At 52.6% G+C, this 16,767-nt stretch carries 12 protein-coding genes; 4 read left to right on the top strand and 8 right to left on the bottom strand.

Annotation, left to right across the window (positions count from 1 at the left end; translation table 11 throughout):
- The first annotated feature begins 74 nt into the window (after positions 1–74).
- Entirely contained in the window at positions 75–3,017 is a 2,943-nt protein-coding gene (locus MET42_RS0103855; RefSeq protein ID WP_019881473.1) for an EAL domain-containing protein, read from the top strand.
- On the top strand, positions 3,010–4,293 hold the full coding sequence (locus MET42_RS0103850; protein ID WP_019881472.1) for an HD-GYP domain-containing protein: 1,284 nt from the start codon (positions 3,010–3,012) through the stop codon (positions 4,291–4,293). The genes MET42_RS0103855 and MET42_RS0103850 overlap by 8 nt, the downstream gene beginning before the upstream one ends.
- A 60-nt stretch (positions 4,294–4,353) precedes the next feature.
- On the opposite strand, the gene MET42_RS0103845 is transcribed toward MET42_RS0103850, so the two are convergent.
- The 4 genes from MET42_RS0103845 to MET42_RS0103830 all read right to left on the bottom strand — a co-directional run bounded on the left by MET42_RS0103845 (position 4,354) and on the right by MET42_RS0103830 (position 8,794).
- Positions 4,354–5,865 (bottom strand): PepSY domain-containing protein, encoded by a 1,512-nt coding sequence (locus MET42_RS0103845; protein ID WP_019881471.1) that lies wholly within the window; start codon positions 5,863–5,865, stop codon positions 4,354–4,356.
- A 78-nt stretch (positions 5,866–5,943) separates the two neighbouring features.
- Positions 5,944–8,010, bottom strand: coding sequence for a TonB-dependent receptor (locus tag MET42_RS0103840; RefSeq protein WP_019881470.1), 2,067 nt, complete (start codon positions 8,008–8,010; stop codon positions 5,944–5,946).
- Between the two features lie 73 nt (positions 8,011–8,083).
- A complete protein-coding gene (locus MET42_RS0103835; RefSeq protein ID WP_019881469.1) occupies positions 8,084–8,332 on the bottom strand; it encodes a helix-turn-helix transcriptional regulator in 249 nt (82 codons plus the stop codon).
- 63 nt (positions 8,333–8,395) lie between these two features.
- Positions 8,396–8,794: a DUF2946 family protein gene (locus MET42_RS0103830; RefSeq protein WP_232411285.1), complete on the bottom strand. Its 399-nt coding sequence runs from the start codon at positions 8,792–8,794 to the stop codon at positions 8,396–8,398.
- 98 nt (positions 8,795–8,892) lie between these two features.
- Between MET42_RS0103830 and MET42_RS0103825 the strand changes: the two genes are divergently transcribed.
- A complete protein-coding gene (locus MET42_RS0103825) occupies positions 8,893–9,789 on the top strand; it encodes a DUF808 domain-containing protein (protein ID WP_019881467.1) in 897 nt (298 codons plus the stop codon).
- Positions 9,790–9,836: 47 nt separating this feature from the next.
- Positions 9,837–12,170: a bifunctional diguanylate cyclase/phosphodiesterase gene (locus MET42_RS0103820; RefSeq protein WP_232411283.1), complete on the top strand. Its 2,334-nt coding sequence runs from the start codon at positions 9,837–9,839 to the stop codon at positions 12,168–12,170.
- On the opposite strand, the gene MET42_RS0103815 is transcribed toward MET42_RS0103820, so the two are convergent.
- From MET42_RS0103815 to MET42_RS0103800, 4 genes are read right to left on the bottom strand one after another with little or no spacing between them, the layout of a single operon-like run.
- A complete protein-coding gene (locus MET42_RS0103815; protein ID WP_019881464.1) occupies positions 12,142–12,459 on the bottom strand; it encodes a DUF1905 domain-containing protein in 318 nt (105 codons plus the stop codon). The genes MET42_RS0103820 and MET42_RS0103815 overlap by 29 nt on opposite strands.
- Before the next feature lie 20 nt (positions 12,460–12,479).
- Positions 12,480–12,956 carry a signal peptidase II gene (gene lspA / locus MET42_RS0103810; RefSeq protein ID WP_019881463.1) on the bottom strand — a complete coding sequence of 159 codons (477 nt, stop codon included), beginning with the start codon at positions 12,954–12,956 and terminating at the stop codon, positions 12,480–12,482.
- On the bottom strand, positions 12,949–15,807 hold the full coding sequence (gene ileS, locus MET42_RS0103805) for an isoleucine--tRNA ligase (protein WP_019881462.1): 2,859 nt from the start codon (positions 15,805–15,807) through the stop codon (positions 12,949–12,951). Before ileS ends, lspA begins: the two co-directional genes overlap by 8 nt.
- A gap of 52 nt (positions 15,808–15,859) precedes the next feature.
- Complete coding sequence (locus MET42_RS0103800; RefSeq protein ID WP_019881461.1) at positions 15,860–16,753, bottom strand: bifunctional riboflavin kinase/FAD synthetase; 894 nt, start codon at positions 16,751–16,753, stop codon at positions 15,860–15,862.
- Positions 16,754–16,767 lie beyond the last annotated feature (14 nt).

Genomic DNA, 16,767 nt, shown 5'->3' with positions numbered 1-16,767 from the left:
AAAGTTTGCTTGCATTCGCGCCGATAACCACTTATCCGCACTACAACGCACACCGGACCGAAACAGATTTAACTATGTCATTACCAACCGTTTTTGATCATCATAGCACAGCATGGTTGCAGCCCCTGGCCGTCACCATGCCGGATACGCCTATGCTGGCCATCAATCGCCGTGCCCAGTGTCTCGCCATCAGCGCCGCAGCAAAAAACCTGCTGGGCGAACTCGCCGACGAGTTGCCCAAAGAGATTCGCCAGATGCTGGTTGAGGCCATACGCGAAGGCAAAACTGAATTAAGTATCAGCACGCAGATTCATGGCGCAAAACGCGATTTCAAATGCCGCGTCTTCTATCCACAATCCGGCCGCCACGCCATTGGCCTGATGCTGGAGGAGGAAGAACGCACGCTGGTCGATCAATTGCTGCACATGCAATCAATTGTGCACTCACTGATCGAGATAAGCCCGGACCTGATTTGCATTAAAGATAACGACAATCGCTGGATGATGGCCAACCAGCACATGCTGAACACCTTCCAGATTGACAGCTTTGACTACCAGTTCTTAAACAATTTGCAAATTGCGGATACCTTGCATCCGGTGTTCCGCAATAGCTTCGAACATCACGAAAAATCTGACCAGCAGGTCTGGAAATCGCGCCAGGCGTACCACAACGAAGAACTGGTGCATTTGCCGCAGGGTGGTTACAAAACGCTGGAAGTGAATAAAGTCGCCTACCACGACCAGAAAGATCAACCCAGCCATCTGATTACCGTCGCGCGTGATGTTAGCGAACAGAAATTCATTCAAACGCAGCTGCTTAACCGCAGTGCGGTATTGGACACGCTGATTTCCTGCGACTGGATGTTGCACTCGGCCGAACGCTGGCAGAGCGTGGCGGAAAATGTCTTGCAGCAATGCTGCCTGTCTTTCCGCTTTAGCCGTGCCGTATTACTGCAACACGAAACCATTTCCAGCCGCAAGAAAACCGACATTCGCTCTAAAGCCTTGTTCCACTGGGCAATGAACGGCTTTCATGCCACCTACGAGCATTGGGAAAAGATTTCTTTCCTGTCGCCTGAACTGCAACGCTGGTATAGCCTGCTGTCCAAAGGCCAGCCGGTGATGTGTGACGCGCTCACGCTGCCAGCGTCAGAACGCGCCTTGCTTAAATCGCATGACACCGTCAACCTGGTGATTGTGCCGCTCATGATTGATGATGAGTGGTGGGGATCCATGGTGATTGAACGTTGTTTCGATGCCGAAAACACCAGCTCACAAGAGCTGGGCTCGTTAATGGCGATTGGCCGTACATTAAGTGTGGCGATTGACCGTGAACAAACCGGCAAACATCTCAAGCTGGCCAAAATCGCCTTTGACAGCACCACCGAAGGCATCATGATTGTGAACCCGGCGGGCGAGCTGGTTGGTATCAACCAGGGCTACACCCTGATCACCGGCTTTGAAGAAGCGGAAGTGCTGGGCACCAAGCCGCAGATTTTCAGGCAGCGTCCGCGTGGTCTGTTTGGTGCGCTCAAACGCCATGGCAAATGGTCAGGCGAAATTGAGAATATGCGCAAGAACGGCGACACTTATACCGAGTGGATGACCATTACCGCCGTGCGCAACCATGCCAATGCCATCACCAACTATGTGGGCGTGTTCGCAGACATCAGCGAAATGAAGCGTTCGCAAACGCAGTTGAACTCACTGGTCAATCATGACCCGCTGACCGGGCTGCCTAACCGCAGGCTGATTAACCATTTGTTTACGCATGCGATTCAGCGCGCCAACCGCAATGAACAACAGGCAGCCGTACTGTTTATTGACCTGGACCGTTTTAAGAACATTAATGACAGCCTGGGCCACTATTGCGGCGACCAGTTATTGCTGGGCGTCACCGAGCGCCTGCGCGCCACCTTGCGTGAGTCTGATATTGTAGGTCGCCTGGGTGGCGACGAATTTATTATCCTGCTGGAAAACCTGCATGGCAAAGCCGATGCCGCGCAAAAAGCACATGACATCCTGGACGCGCTGAGACGCGAGTTCATGATCGACCACCATGAAATTTTTGTTGGCGCCAGCATCGGCATCTCCATGTATCCACACGATGGTAACGATGTAGAAAGCCTGATTAAAGCGGCTGATCTGGCGATGTACCAGGTGAAAAATAACGGGAAAAACCACGTCTCGTTTTATGACGTGGCCCTCAGCCGCGATGCCGTAGAGCACTTCCAGTTGGAAACCGAGTTACGCCAGGCGCTGACCAAAAACCAGCTCAAGATGTTCTATCAGGCACAGATCGATTTAAATACCGGCATGATTATTGGCGCCGAGGCCTTGATACGCTGGATACATCCGGTGCAGGGCATTATTTCACCAGCGAAATTTATCCCGCTGGCAGAAGAAACCGGCTTGATTTTAAGCATAGGCGAATGGGCATTGGCACAAGCAGTGCGCCAGGCACACGCCTGGCACAAGAAGCATCCTGAATTCAAGAAAATTGCCATCAATGTCTCTGGTGTGCAAATCATGAAGAGCAAGTTTGCCGACACCGTGTATGGCATCCTGATGGAAAGCGAGTGCGACCCTTCTATTATTGAGCTGGAAATCACCGAAAGCACGCTGATGCAGCATACCCAGCATGTGGTCGACACCTTTAACCAGTTAAAACTGCTGGGGGTCAGCATTGCCATTGACGACTTTGGCACCGGCTACTCCTCGCTATCGCACCTGAAACGCTTGCCGCTGGACCAGATCAAGATTGACCGCAGTTTTGTCAAAGACCTGCCAGATGATAAAGACGATGCCGCCATTACCAGCGCGATCTACGCGATGGCGACACAGTTAGGATTCACCGTTGTTGCCGAAGGGGTCGAAACCGAAGAACAGGAAAAGTTTTTACAGCGACTGGGCTGCCAGACAGCACAGGGCTATCTGTATGCTTATCCGGTGAACTCGGACGACTTTTTACAGTTACTAGTGTTAAATAATCAAAGAAAAATAAAACGCCATGCCTAATCACGCCTCAGATACCTACTATATCGACATAGACCAGCTTCAGATCGGTCTCTACATCCACCTCGACCTGGGCTGGATGGATCATCCATTTTCGGTGAGCAACTTCAAGATCACGGATGAATCACAGATTGAGACCATCAAGTCCTTGGGATTGAAGCAGCTACGTTATGACCCCAGACGCAGCTCCAGCATGCCACTGAGGATCGCCCCTCAACAGAACGTGGTTGAGTTTCCGCTGAAAAAAGCCGCTTCACCCAAAGTGGAAATCATTGATGCCGCACCGGAGTTGAGCGCCGCGCAGAAGAAACAACTGGCGCTGAGGCAGGCAATTGCGGAAAGCGAACAGAAGTTCATGAAAACCAGCACTGAAGTAAGAAACATTCAGAAGCTGTCGACGGAACATCCCGAGCAGGCCTATGGCATCGCCTCCAGGCTGGTAGAAGACCTGGTCACCAGCACCCTGACCGAGAGCGACATTGCGATTCATGCCATGAATGGCCACCGTGTCAGTGACCAGCACTTCCAGCATGAATTGAACACGCTGGTGGTGGCGATGTTGCTGGCTAAAAACCTGGATATCACTGATGAAGATGTCGTCATTTTAGGCATGTCAGCCATACTGCACGACATTGGCAAACGCCAGATCAGTGACAAAATCCTGCTGAAAAAAGACCCGCTCAGCGTGCGCGAAACCGCTATTTACCAAACGCACGTGTTGCTGGGCATGAATATGCTGCGCGACGTCGCCGTCCCTAAAAAGATACTGACACTGATTTCACAGCACCATGAGTTTGCGGATGGCACAGGCTACCCGAAAGGCCTGCATTGCGACCAGATTGATCCGTTATCGCATATTCTCATCATTGCCAATATGTACGACAACCTGTGCAATCCGTCCAACCCGGCATTCACCAAAACACCTTACGAAGCCTTGAGTGTGATGTTTGCGCAACAACGACACCAGTTTGACCAAACCATCCTGCGGCGCTTTATCAAATGCCTGGGCATTTATCCACCTGGCAGCGTGGTTCGCCTGTCAGACCAGAAACTGGCTACGGTGCTGTCGACCAACCCGCAACAACCTTTGCGCCCGTTTATTCAAATGCTGAGTGATGACCGCGAAGAAGAAGGCGATATTATCGACCTGCGGGAAGCGCTGGATATCAATATTATCCAGTGCCTGAAACCTGAGCAGCTGCCTACTATCCTGCAAAACAGGCTGCGTTTAAAACAGCGTACCAGCTATTTCCTGGACAAGATTTACGCCACGTCTTAAAGCGCTGCGCCTTGGAAGAGATGCCCGCTGGGCATCCGCTTCCAGTCGCATAGCGACCTGTTAGCTGCGTTTTCTGGCAAACAGGTAAGCGCCTAGCAAGCCGGTCAGGCTCACGGCCAATGCAGCAAAGATCGCCAGCAAATCGCGCACATCTTTATTCACCGACTGAAAACTCCATTTGTGCAGATAGGCAAAAATAAAGCCTTCCATGCCATCCGTGTCATCTATATTGGTCGCCAGCGCTCCTGTGGCAGGCTCCAGGTAGAATCGCGCGTGATGTGCCTGTGTGGTTTGTACTTTTAACACGGGCAGGCGTTTAAAAATAAACCCATATTCATTGGCAAAGGTGGTGATCCACTGCACTGATGCAATCGCTGGTAATGTGTTTTCGGCCATGATGGTCAGCCATGCCGATGCATATGCCTCGGGCGTCAGTGCCGTCACCTCATGCGGCCCGGTCAGCCATAACGCAGGCGCAGCCGGGGCATGTGACATGGCTGCATGATGTTGGTCATGCTGGTGTTGACCTTGTTGTTGGTGATGCATGGCCGCCACCTGCGCAGAAGGCAAACCTTGCGTGCCAGAAGAAACGGGAATGATTTGCCAGAACAACGTTGAGCCGCGGCCATAAATATCCAGTTTCAATACCGGGCCGGTTGCCAGCTGTGACCAGGCAGTTTCACTGAGCGCGGCGCTGTCACTGGCAAACACCGTGCGCAATATTGGCCTGCGCTGTTGAATATCAGACATCCACAAATGAAATAAACCTGTACTGGCGAGCAACAGAATCACCAGAGACACCCATAAGCCGAACTCACGGTGCCACCATTGCAAGCCCCAGCGTTTTAAGCGATAAGGTGCCGTTTTGCGTTGCTTGATGTAAAGAATGATACCGGTCACCGCCGACGCCAGAATTAACGCCAGCACCAGGGTCGCCACGGCCAGTTGCAGCGTAGAACAGGCCTGCAAAAATGACCAGTTATGGCCGAACTGAAACACTTTAGTCAAGAATGCACGCCGGTCATCCACCAGCGTCGCCAGCCTGGATTGCTCGGTATCCACATAGGCGCGCAAACCTGCAGCGTCCGCGTAGGCGACTTTCCATACTGGCAGTAAACGATTGACCGGATGATAATCCGGCTCAAACTCGATCACGGCCTGCACTGCACGGATGGATTGCGCCTGCAGCCCGGTATAGTAAGTAGCCAGGCTCTTTGCCGCGGCCTGTTCGGCGCCGACACGCTCTGCACCACTGGTCACAGAAAAGTATCGAGGATCCGCATTTGGCAAGGCAATACGGTAATAGCCCTGCCCAGCTAACGAAACCAGACTAATGTGCTGAAATTGCGTGATCGCCTGTTGCTGTAAAATCGCGGGCAACGGCACTGCCTGACGGAGATCCACCGCTTGCAACGGCGGCATAAATTGCCGGGGCGCCGGCTGCAAGCGGCTCATCATCGGGTGCGAAGCCCCAGAGAGGCCCCACAACACCATACCGATACAGGCGATCACCCCTATCCATTGATGCCAAAACAACCAGCCACGCTGGATCTTTCTCTGTTGATTACTCATCTCTGTTTCCATATTGCCGCTACACACGATGCTTTAATCATGCCGGACAGCCCGGCAAACCATTGCCGGGCACACTCGTTAATAAGTCCAGGTCACCCCTAGGTAAGCCGTGCGGCCATCGCCTGGGAAAAACTGGGCTTGGCTGGTAAAGGCACGCGTTGCATCGGCAACGACCCCGGTTGTCGCCGCATATTTCTGGTTAGCCAGATTACGTCCTTCAATAAACCATGACCAGTGCTGGTTGATTTTCTGACCGGCCTTCATCCCCCACAGGAAATAGCTGTCGGCATACAGGGTTTCTGCAAAATCGACGTTATAGCGCTGTGGCGACCACTCTATGGTCGGGCCGATGTAGAAGTTTTCGAGTACATCACTGCCACGGTAAACCAACTCGGCACGCAGTAAAGAGCGCTGAATACCTGGCAGGCGATTGCTGCCGAAAGTCGGGTCATTATCCAGTTTGAAATCGTTAATCAGCAAGCTGGAACGCCATTGCAAACTGTAAGGCAAACGGGCTGTCAGGCCGAATTCGAGACCACGATGGATGGTTTTTCCCGCATTAATGGTTTGGCTGGCAAATGGCGAACCGGCTGCGCCGACCTGTAGCAACTCATCCTGCAAGCGTGCCTGATAAAACGCCACATCCCAGTCAACAAACTCACTATTACCGCGTGAGCCAATTTCAAAGGTAGTGCCTTTTTGTGCCTTGAGGCTGCTCACTACCAGGCTGTTCAGCTCGCCAAAACTCGGCGGCTCAAAACTACGCGAGGCATTGGCAAACACTTGCACCTGTGGCTGCAACTGATACAGCACGCCCAGTTTCGGGCTAGTCTGGCTATAGGTTTTATCCACGCTCTGGTCACCGCTGGCAGTGATCATCTGGTCTTGAGAGTCGCGCTTGGATTTTGCATATTGCAACCCGGCAATCACCGTCCATTGCTCATCCAGGCTCAGGCGATCTTCGAGATAGGTTTCGAAGTTAGTGGCTTTCTGGTCGAAATCATTGAGCAAGGCACCGCGTCTGGCATTGACGTTTAAATAGTTTTTTGCATCAGTGCGTCCACGTGTAGGCGACAGCCCGGCCACAAACTCGTTTTTGAGGCCAAACAACTCGCCCTGGTAAGCCCAGCGCGCAGTCAAACCAATATCGTATGACTCTTGATCAATCACGCCGGTGGTGTCACCAAAGTTGCCAATCGGGTGGAACAAGCCCTTGCGCGCATAATAAGCCCCCAGTTCCAGCTTGCTCTGGTCAAACAAAATAGTGGTCTTGTTTGCCACGCGGGTGACATTGATATTACGTTGGTTAATGCCTTGACCAGCAGTCACGGTCGCCTGTTTCGGATCATCTTTTAACTGCGCTTTGGTCAGGCTACTTGAAAGTTGTGAGTCATTATTGACGTAGCCAAAGAAGAAGCGGGTTTCCACCTGCTCATTGAGCCGGATGCCCACATTCCCGGTCAGGCGGTCTGCACCTTGCTGTGCGTTATCGCGGAAACTGTCTGAATGGTATTTGCTGGCACTGACAAAGTAGTCCACGTTATCTTTGACGCCGCCCGTGCTAACACCGAGTCGATAATAGCCGTAACTGCCACCCTCTGAGCGCACTTCCAGCGCAGGCGCCGTGTAACCGGTGCGGGAAATAAAGTTGATGCTACCACCCAGGTTGGTCGAACCATACTGCAAGGCATTGGCGCCACGATAGACTTCAATATAATCCGTTGCCATCGGGTCAATCGCTGGAAAATCAAAGCCGCCATCGGCCAGGTTAACGGCGATCCCATCTTGCATTAACTTCAGGCCACGGCCATGAAAGGTACGCTGCAAGCCAGAGCCTCGGATAGATAAACGTGTTTCTTCTGCACCAAAGCGAGATTGTGCCAATACACCCGTCGCCATGCCCAGCGTATCCTGCATATTACTGGTACGGCCTTCGCGCACGGTTTCCATATTGACCACTGTGGTGCCGCCTGCGGTTTTTGACAGGTTTTCTTTTGCCGTTTCAATATCCGGCTGTGTCAGTGACGCTTTGTTTTTCTTTGCTACCACTTTAACTTCATCGAGATGTACTGTGCCCTCATGCTCGGCCTGTGCCAGGTAAGGCATCGCCGCCAAAATAGCCAGGCAGATTTTTGTTTTATTCATGTTGTATTCCCTTATTCTTTCTACGCAATATGCACTGCCTGTCATCAGACAAGCAGTGCTACCGTCCTAAAGATCAAGCTGCAAACACTTGCCTGACAGCACTTTCTGGCTGCCAGCGGATCAAGGCGCTGATGTCGCAAGCGAAATAAGTGCATAGCTTGCCCAAATGCTCGGTGCATGCGTTGTAGGTAGGGTTCTTGACCATGCGGTGCAAAGTCATGCGGCTGATGCCAGTGGACTCGGCAATTTCTTTGAGGGTGATGTGGCGTTTCCACTCCACCTGCTTGGCAAATATCATTGCCTGTAGGTTGATAATAATCATGAGATGACTCCATTCATGCCTGGATCACAGGCAGACGCTAAACCCGTCAAATAATTGACGGAACTAGATTGCGCGTGGAGTCAGAGGGGGCGCGCGACTGGTGTGCGCAGTGGGGTAAAAATTGGAAACAACCGGGGCGCGATACTCGCTTAGTGCGATATCGGCCTGGGCTTGCTGAAACAGGATATAGGCCGGGCTGGGTGATGGCACGACCACATCATCCATTGCCATATGACAGAATGGGCAATGATTGAGGTGATGGCTAAGGGACACCGGCTTTTGAGACGGCTGGTAGTCTATCAGCGTGGCGCGTAACTTGCCTTGCGTAGTGAGCACCTGAATTACCAACTTGCCGCCCTGCGAAGAACACACTTCCTGTACAAAGGTTTTGCCACTCTGCATGGGAAAAGCCAAACTCAAGCTAGGGACGAGCGCTGCCAGCATGATTGCCATCAAGGCCATGCGTGCCATCCACCGTTGAAATCTGCGCGTTACCATGCCGCTATTCTAACGGGAATCCTTTAGAATAAACAACTATTCCCATTGATACAGGACAAACCATGGCCGGATCCAGCCTGCTGGCATTACTCGATGACATCACTACCATGCTCGACGACGTGTCGGTGATGAGCCAGTTAGCGGCAAAAAAAACGGCCGGCGTGCTGGGTGATGACCTGGCCCTCAATGCACAGCAAGTCACCGGTATTGCGGCAAACCGTGAGTTACCTGTGGTATGGGCCGTGGCGCGCGGCTCGTTCATTAACAAGCTGATTCTGGTGCCTGCGGCTTTACTGATCAGCGCCTTTTTACCCTGGCTGATTACGCCCTTACTCATGCTTGGCGGTGCTTTTTTGTGTTTTGAAGGCTTTGAAAAAGTCTGGCACAAACTGCGTCACAACACCAAAGAAGACGCACATGCACAAGCCTTACATGCCGCCATGCAGCAACCGCAGACTGACCTGGTGGCGCTGGAGCAAGAAAAAATCAAAGGCGCAGTGCGCACTGACTTTATCCTGTCGGCCGAGATTATCGTCATTGCCTTAGGCGTGGTGGCCGATGCTGCGCTGACGCAACGCATCCTGGTGTTGTCTCTGATTGCGGTGGTCATGACCATAGGCGTCTATGGCCTGGTGGCCCTGATCGTCAAAATGGATGATATTGGTTTATGGCTGATGCAACGCCCAGGTACACACCTGCCGTCGCAGGCGACGCGTAAACTCGGCTGGGGCATGGTGCAAATCGTGCCGCATTTAATGCGCTTACTCAGCGTGCTGGGCACGGCGGCCATGTTTCTGGTGGGCGGCGGCATCATCGTGCATGGCATACACCCACTACACGCATTGCTTGAGCAGTTTTCACAATGGTCATGGCTGATGAACGCCGCCGTTGGCGTACTTGCTGGTGCACTGTGTGTTGGATTAATGCATATCGTGAAATTAATTATCAGCAGGGACTAGTTTTTTTCTAACCCCTTGTTAGAATTGACAAAAAACAAGGGGGCTGCATGACACTTTCGCGTAAAGTTATTGTTGTTGCTGTATCTGTTTTACTGCTTTGCCTAGCGGCCTCCTTCAACGCGACGCCTAAAACAGCGCTATGGCTGGACAACGTCCACTGGATGGCCACCATCAGTGCCTGCCTCATGCTTGCCCTCCTGGGTTATTTCCGCGCCAACCCCGCACATCGGGCCTGTAAACGCTGGTTTGTCATTGGTGCCATCGCCTACTTTACCGGCGGCGTATTATGGATATTTCAAGTCCTGACGCATCAAACCGCCTTCCCGGCACAATCAGATATTTTTTACCCATTATTGGGCCCCTGCCTCATCATTGGCTTTATCACCGCCCTGCGCAGCCAGCTCTCGCGCTCAAAAACCTGGGCATTTACCATCGACGCCGCTTCATTCAGCATTGCCATCCTCGGCTACGTGCTGATTTCTTATTTACCACAGTCGGCAGATGTCAGCCTGTTACAACTGGCCGTGCTCACTGCCTACCCGGCCAGCATGCTCAGCGCCGCCCTGGTTTCGCTGCTACTCATTCCTTATTTAAGACCGGCCTGGATGATGCCCTGGCTGCTACTCAGTGCCGGGCTCGCCCTGCTAGGCATCTGCTGGATGCAATGGAACCTGAATGCACTCAATCACAGTCCGCAAACCAGCCTCTGGATTAACTATGGCTTCTCCGTCGCAGACCTGCTCATCGGCAGCGGGCTTTACGGCTGGCAAGTGCGCATCGCCAAAAAAACCGCATTCCATCGCCAATGCCGCCGCTTACGCAGCTGGATTCCGGTGATTGCCGTGGTATTCAGTATCAGCACCCTGCTGCTGATCTGGTGGCAAAGCGGCCCGCATCCTTATGCTTACCATATTGCGATCGGCTCGGTGACATCGATACTGATTTTCTCCGCCGTCAGGCAAAGCATTTTATTGCGCGAAAGCGAGAAACTGCTACGCGCCGAAAAACGCCTGGCCGAAAAAGAGATGGAGTACCTGCAACTATCGCGCAGTGACCCGCTCACGCGCCTGCCCAACCGGCTGGCCATGCTCAACCTGCTCGAACATGCCATCATTAACGCCGCCAACGACAGCGGCATGGTGGCCCTGCTGATGGTTGATTTAAAGCACTTTCAAAGTATTAATGACAGTTTTGGCCACCGAACCGGCGACCTGTTCCTGCTCGAAGTCGCGCAGCGCCTGCAATACATCACCAATGAATGCGGTGAACTCGGTCGTGTGCATGGTGACAAATTTGCGCTAATCGTCACCCGCCACAAAACCGACGCCGAGCTGGTGCACTTGGCGCACAACTTATGCAAAATCGTGCACAAACCCGTCTTGGCAGAAGGCCATGAATTAATCCTCGACGCCTGCATTGGTATCAGTATTTACCCGCGCGATGCCAGCAATGCAGACCAGCTTGCGCGTAACGCTAATACCGCTCTTGCCCACGCTAAACGCTCCAGCCAACACCTGTTTTTATTTTATTGCAAAGAACAAACCAAACTGGCGCAAAACCGTTTCCGGCTGGATGTACAGTTGCGCAAAGCGATTAAAAAACAGGAATTCTTTTTACAGTTTCAGCCTATCTTCAACCTGAATCATCAGGCGCAACCGCGCATCGCTAATATTGAAGCCCTGATCCGCTGGCGAAACAACAAAGGCGACATTATTTCCCCGGCCGAATTTATCCCTTATGCCGAGCAATCCGGCCTGATTTTGCATATTGGTGAATGGGTCATCAGCGAGGCTTTTCGTCATTTATCCGTATTGATGCAGCAAAGCGGTCAAACAGTAGGCTTATCCATCAATATTTCACCACGCCAGTTCCGCGACCACAGCCTGCCCTTGCGCATTGGCCAACTCCTGCAACAATATGCCATTCCACCTGGACTCATCACGCTGGAAATCACCGAAAGTGCCGTCTTTGAACACGAGGAACAGGCGCTGGAAATTCTCAAGCAACTCAAAGAGCTCGGCGTGCGTGTGTCACTGGATGATTTTGGCGTCGGCAACTCATCGCTGTTTAAACTCAAGCACTTGCCGATTGATGAACTGAAGATAGACCGTGCGTTTATGGTCGATGTGCCAGACAGCACCGCTGACAGTGAGATTGTCAGCACAATAGTGAAAACAGCGGGCATCCTGGGGATTTCGGTGGTGGTTGAAGGTATAGAAACCCAGGCCCAACTCGACTTTTTACGAGACACCGGCTGCGACTGCATTCAGGGATTTTTGCTGGGCAGGCCGATGCCTATAGAGGACATACACAAACTATTGACCGCCAGCCAGCCAGGCGGCGGGTTGATGTCTAAAACAGAACTGTTAATGACACGCTAACTTCACTGCCCACCGTCACAGCCAGGCGCTTACGGACGTCTGCCTTTAAAAACAGCGCATAACGTTTACCCTCAAACGCCGGGAATATAGAGGTTTGCCACTGCTGGTCACCCATGCTTACCGCCACTTTCACCGCACCCCAGCCACGGCGCTTGGTCTGGTGATATTGGCTCAGCGTGTGAATTTCATCTGACATGGCCGCCGGTAAGCTGACATAGTGCCAGGTACTTTTACTGCCTAACCACTGTTTGATGATATCGCTAAAGGTATATTGCAGCCCATCCATCATGGCCTCGCTTCTAGCTACAATTATGTGTTCGGCTGTTTAAAACTATCCAGCATCAACAGGCCCACGCCGATACAGATGGCGCTATCGGCGACATTAAATGCCGGCCAGGCCCATTGCTGGTAGTAAAACAACAGAAAATCGACGACATAGCCCAGCGTTAAACGGTCATACAAATTACCCAAGGCACCACCCAATACCAGCGCCAAGCCAAAGCAAAACAGCTTTTTCTGCGGATGCTTGACCAGTAAATACACCATCACTGCAGAGGCCAGCGTAGAAACCGCGGTAAAAAAGCCATGCTGCCAGCCACCGGCATTGGCCAGAAAGCTGAAGGCCGCGCCAGTGTTGTGGTAACGCACCAGGTCAAAAAAGCCCGTGACCGGTAGGTGTTCGCCGTAGACAAAAGCCTGCTGCACCAAATGCTTGGTGTACAGGTCGAGAACGATCACAACCGCGCTCAATATCAACCAAGGCAAAGCCGAACGCAGTTTAAGCATATGTGCGCACTTCACCACTGCCAAACAGGTTGCTTACGCAGCGGCCACAAATGGTCGGATGCGCCGCATCACTGCCGACATCGGCACGGTAATGCCAGCAGCGGTCACATTTCTGGTGTGTACTAGGTTTGACCAGGATTTTCTGCGCAGTTGCATCGGCCACTTTATAAGTAATCGCGCTGGAGGTGATCATGACAAACCGCAAATCATCTTGCAGACTGCTCAATGCGTCGAATGCTTCAGGGGCGACATGAAACTCCAGCTCCGCTTGCAATGAAGAGCCGACTTTGCCCTCACCACGCAACACCTCGATTTCTTTGGCGGCTTGCGCGCGCAAGGCAATCACGGTTTGCCAATGTTGCAGTTGGCTGTCGCTCAAACCACACTCCGGCAAGCCATACCAATCCTCTTCAAACACGGTTGCCACGCTATCCAGACCAAGTGTCTGCCAGATTTCATCGGCCGTGAAACTCAAAATCGGCGCCATCAGGCGCATCATGGCATGTGTGATGTGATGCAAGGCGCTTTGTGCCGCACGGCGTGCATGTGAAGCTTCACCGCTGGTATACAGGCGATCTTTGAGGATATCGAGGTAGAAACCACCTAAATCTTCAGAGCAGAAACCAACGAACTTTTGCACCGCCAAGTGGAATTCGTATTTATCGTAATCAGCCAGGATACCGTTTTGCAATTGCTGCGTCAGGTGCAGCGCATAGCGGTCAATTTCCAGCCATTGATCGACGGGCAGCAGGTCTTTGCTGGCATCAAAATCAGCCAGGTTTGAGAGCAGGAAACGCAAGGTATTACGGATACGACGATAGCCATCAGCCACCCGCTTGAGGATCTCGTCGCTGATGGTCAGCTCGCCGGAATAATCGGTCGAAGCCACCCACAGACGCAGAATATCGGCGCCATAGGTATCCATCACCTTTTGTGGCGCGACGACATTGCCTTTGGATTTACTCATTTTATGGCCCGCGCCATCGACCACAAAACCATGCGTCAGCAAGGCTTTGTATGGCGCGTTGCCGTCAATCGCGCAACCGGTCAATAAACTGGACTGGAACCAGCCACGGTGCTGGTCTGAGCCCTCGAGGTACAGGTCAGCCACTGGCTGGTGCTGAGCCTCACGCAGTTTGGCGGTAGCGGACAAAGTAGGATGTTGCTCGGAGCGCACCACGGCATAATGTGTCGCACCAGAGTCAAACCAGACGTCCAGCGTGTCAGTCACTTTTTTATACTGCTCGGCATTCGCCGGTGCGTGTTGCGCCAGAAAAGCAGCGCCGTCTAAGCTAAACCAGGCTTCGATGCCCTGTTGCTCCACTTGCTTGCACACGGTTTCCAGCAATTGCGCAGTGTCAGGGTGTGGCTCACCGGTTTCTTTATGCACAAAAAACGGCATCGGCACGCCCCAGTTACGCTGACGTGACACGCACCAGTCCGGGCGGTTCTTGATCATGGCTTCCAGGCGTGCACGGCCCCAACTCGGGAAGAACTGGGTCGCATCCACGGCGGTATTCGCGTGCTCACGCAAGGCCTTGCCATCTGGGCCGACCGAGTTCATGCCGATAAACCACTGGTGCGTCGCCAATTGCATCAGTGGCGTTTTATGACGCCAGCAATGTGGGAAGCTGTGGTTCAAGCGCGCAGAGGCAAACAGCACAGCGTTTTCCTGCAATTTAGCCAGGATGATCTTGTTAGCATCCTGACGGCTCAAGCCGCGAATCTCGGCCAGCTCAACCAACTCACTGCTAAAAAACTTGCCATCACCACCAATGAGGACGCGGGGTTTCTCGTTAGGGAAATTGGCGCGCATCACTAGCCAGTCATCGTTACCATGTGCCGCAGCGGTATGCACCAAGCCAGTACCGGCATCGGTAGTCACGTGGTCGCCAGTGATCACAGGCACCTGACGGTGATCGAACGGATGTTGCAACAACAAGCCGCGCAAAGCGGCGCCCTTGCAACTGGCGATGACAGAAGTATTTTCTTCGGCATATCTGGCCAAGGTTTTTTCTGCCAGGTCACGCACCAGGATCAGCAAGCCTTTGCTGGTCTGGATCAAGTCATAATCCAGCTCGGCATTCACGCTTACCGCCTGGTTAGCAGGTAGCGTCCATGGCGTTGTGGTCCAGATCACGGCATAAGCATCACCATTCACGGCCTTACCAAATGCTTTGCTCAAGGCAGCGTTATCCACCACCTTGAAACCGACATCAATCGCAGGCGAATTGACGTCTTCGTATTCCACCTCGGCTTCAGCCAGGGCAGAGCCGCAGTCTACACACCAGTGCACCGGCTTGGAGCCTTGATACAGATAACCATTCTGGTAGATATCACCCAGGGCGCGCATGATATCGGCCTCGGTATTAAACGCCATGGTCAGGTAAGGATGATCCCAGTCACCCAATACGCCCAGGCGGATAAAGTCTTTTTTCTGCTTCTCGACCTGCTCGGCAGCGTAGGCACGGCACAGCTCGCGGAACTTGGCCGGATCAATATTCTTGCCGTGATTTTTCTCTACCACCAGCTCGATCGGCAGGCCGTGGCAATCCCAGCCCGGCACATAAGGCGCGTCAAAACCACCCATGGTTTTGGCCTTGATGATGATGTCCTTGAGGATTTTATTGACGGCATGACCAATGTGAATATCACCGTTGGCGTACGGCGGGCCATCATGCAGGATAAAGGCTGGCGCGCCTTTACGTTTGGCACGGATGCGCTCGTACACCTTGCGCTCTTGCCAGCTTTTTAACCAGGCGGGTTCGCGCTTGGACAAATCACCGCGCATGGGAAAACTGGTTTCAGGTAAATTCAGTTTATATTTTGAATCTTTGGTTTGGTCAGTCATTTAAATATCCAAAAAATCAGCCACAGATTGATGGCTGATTGATGTTCAGCGTTTATCCGTGGCTAAAATATTGTTTCGCCTGCAAGGCATCCAGCGCAATTTGCGCCTTCAATGCATCCAGCCCGGCAAACTTTTGTTCGTCACGCAGTTTATGAAAAAACTGCACATGCACATGCTGATCGTAAAGATCACCATTAAAATCAAACACATGCACTTCAAGCTTGAGTTTGGGGATGCCTTCCAGAGTCGGCCGGTTACCCAAATTGGCAACCGCCGGTAAATTGTTCAATTTTACCGCATAAACCCCGGTCAGTGCAGGCCGTTCGTGGCGCATATGTACATTGGCTGTCGGGTAACCTAACTGGCGTCCGAGCTTGGCGCCATGTACCACCTTGCCGCTAATGCTGTATGGGCGATCAAGCAAAGTATGCGCCTTGACCAGTTCGCCTGCCGACAGCGCATTACGTACCAGGGTGCTGGAAACGCGCTCGCCATGCAATTGCACTTCAGGCAGCGGGATCACGTTGAAGCCGTGTTCAATCAGCGTTTGCACCGTGCCTGCGCGCTTGGCACCAAAGCAGAAATCTTCGCCGACCATGACCACATTGGCATTCAGTTGCTGACGCAACACCTGCATGAACGTGGCCGGGCTTTGTGCTGCAAATGCCTGATTGAAGCGCTGCACATACACATGCTGCACGCCGCATTCGGCAAAATACTCCAGTTTTTCGCGCATCGACGCCAAACGGGCAGGCGCCTTTTGTGGCATGAAGAACTCACGCGGATGCGGTTCAAAAGTCATCACTGCGGGTGTGATTTTGTAGGTGTGTGCATAAGCGACCAGTTGGCGCAACAAAGCCTGGTGCCCCAAATGCATGCCATCAAAATTACCGATCGCAATCGCTTGCGGCGAGGACGCAGCTGGAATATGGCGAAATATCTGCATTACCTAGTCATCCG

The sequence above is a fragment of the Methylophilus sp. 42 genome (assembly GCF_000384155.1).
Lineage (GTDB): Bacteria > Pseudomonadota > Gammaproteobacteria > Burkholderiales > Methylophilaceae > Methylophilus.
This window is presented reverse-complemented; position numbering and strand designations above follow the sequence as displayed.

Coding starts and splice junctions, on each gene's coding strand:
- MET42_RS0103835 (WP_019881469.1), bottom strand. CDS start 8,332: ATGATTATTATCAACCTACAGGCAATGATATTTGCCAAGCAGGTGGAG.
- ileS (WP_019881462.1), bottom strand. CDS start 15,807: ATGACTGACCAAACCAAAGATTCAAAATATAAACTGAATTTACCTGAA.
- MET42_RS0103800 (WP_019881461.1), bottom strand. CDS start 16,753: ATGCAGATATTTCGCCATATTCCAGCTGCGTCCTCGCCGCAAGCGATT.
- MET42_RS0103840 (WP_019881470.1), bottom strand. CDS start 8,010: ATGAATAAAACAAAAATCTGCCTGGCTATTTTGGCGGCGATGCCTTAC.
- MET42_RS0103820 (WP_232411283.1), top strand. CDS start 9,837: ATGACACTTTCGCGTAAAGTTATTGTTGTTGCTGTATCTGTTTTACTG.
- lspA (WP_019881463.1), bottom strand. CDS start 12,956: ATGCTTAAACTGCGTTCGGCTTTGCCTTGGTTGATATTGAGCGCGGTT.
- MET42_RS0103855 (WP_019881473.1), top strand. CDS start 75: ATGTCATTACCAACCGTTTTTGATCATCATAGCACAGCATGGTTGCAG.
- MET42_RS0103830 (WP_232411285.1), bottom strand. CDS start 8,794: ATGGCCTTGATGGCAATCATGCTGGCAGCGCTCGTCCCTAGCTTGAGT.
- MET42_RS0103815 (WP_019881464.1), bottom strand. CDS start 12,459: ATGATGGATGGGCTGCAATATACCTTTAGCGATATCATCAAACAGTGG.
- MET42_RS0103825 (WP_019881467.1), top strand. CDS start 8,893: ATGGCCGGATCCAGCCTGCTGGCATTACTCGATGACATCACTACCATG.
- MET42_RS0103845 (WP_019881471.1), bottom strand. CDS start 5,865: ATGAGTAATCAACAGAGAAAGATCCAGCGTGGCTGGTTGTTTTGGCAT.
- MET42_RS0103850 (WP_019881472.1), top strand. CDS start 3,010: ATGCCTAATCACGCCTCAGATACCTACTATATCGACATAGACCAGCTT.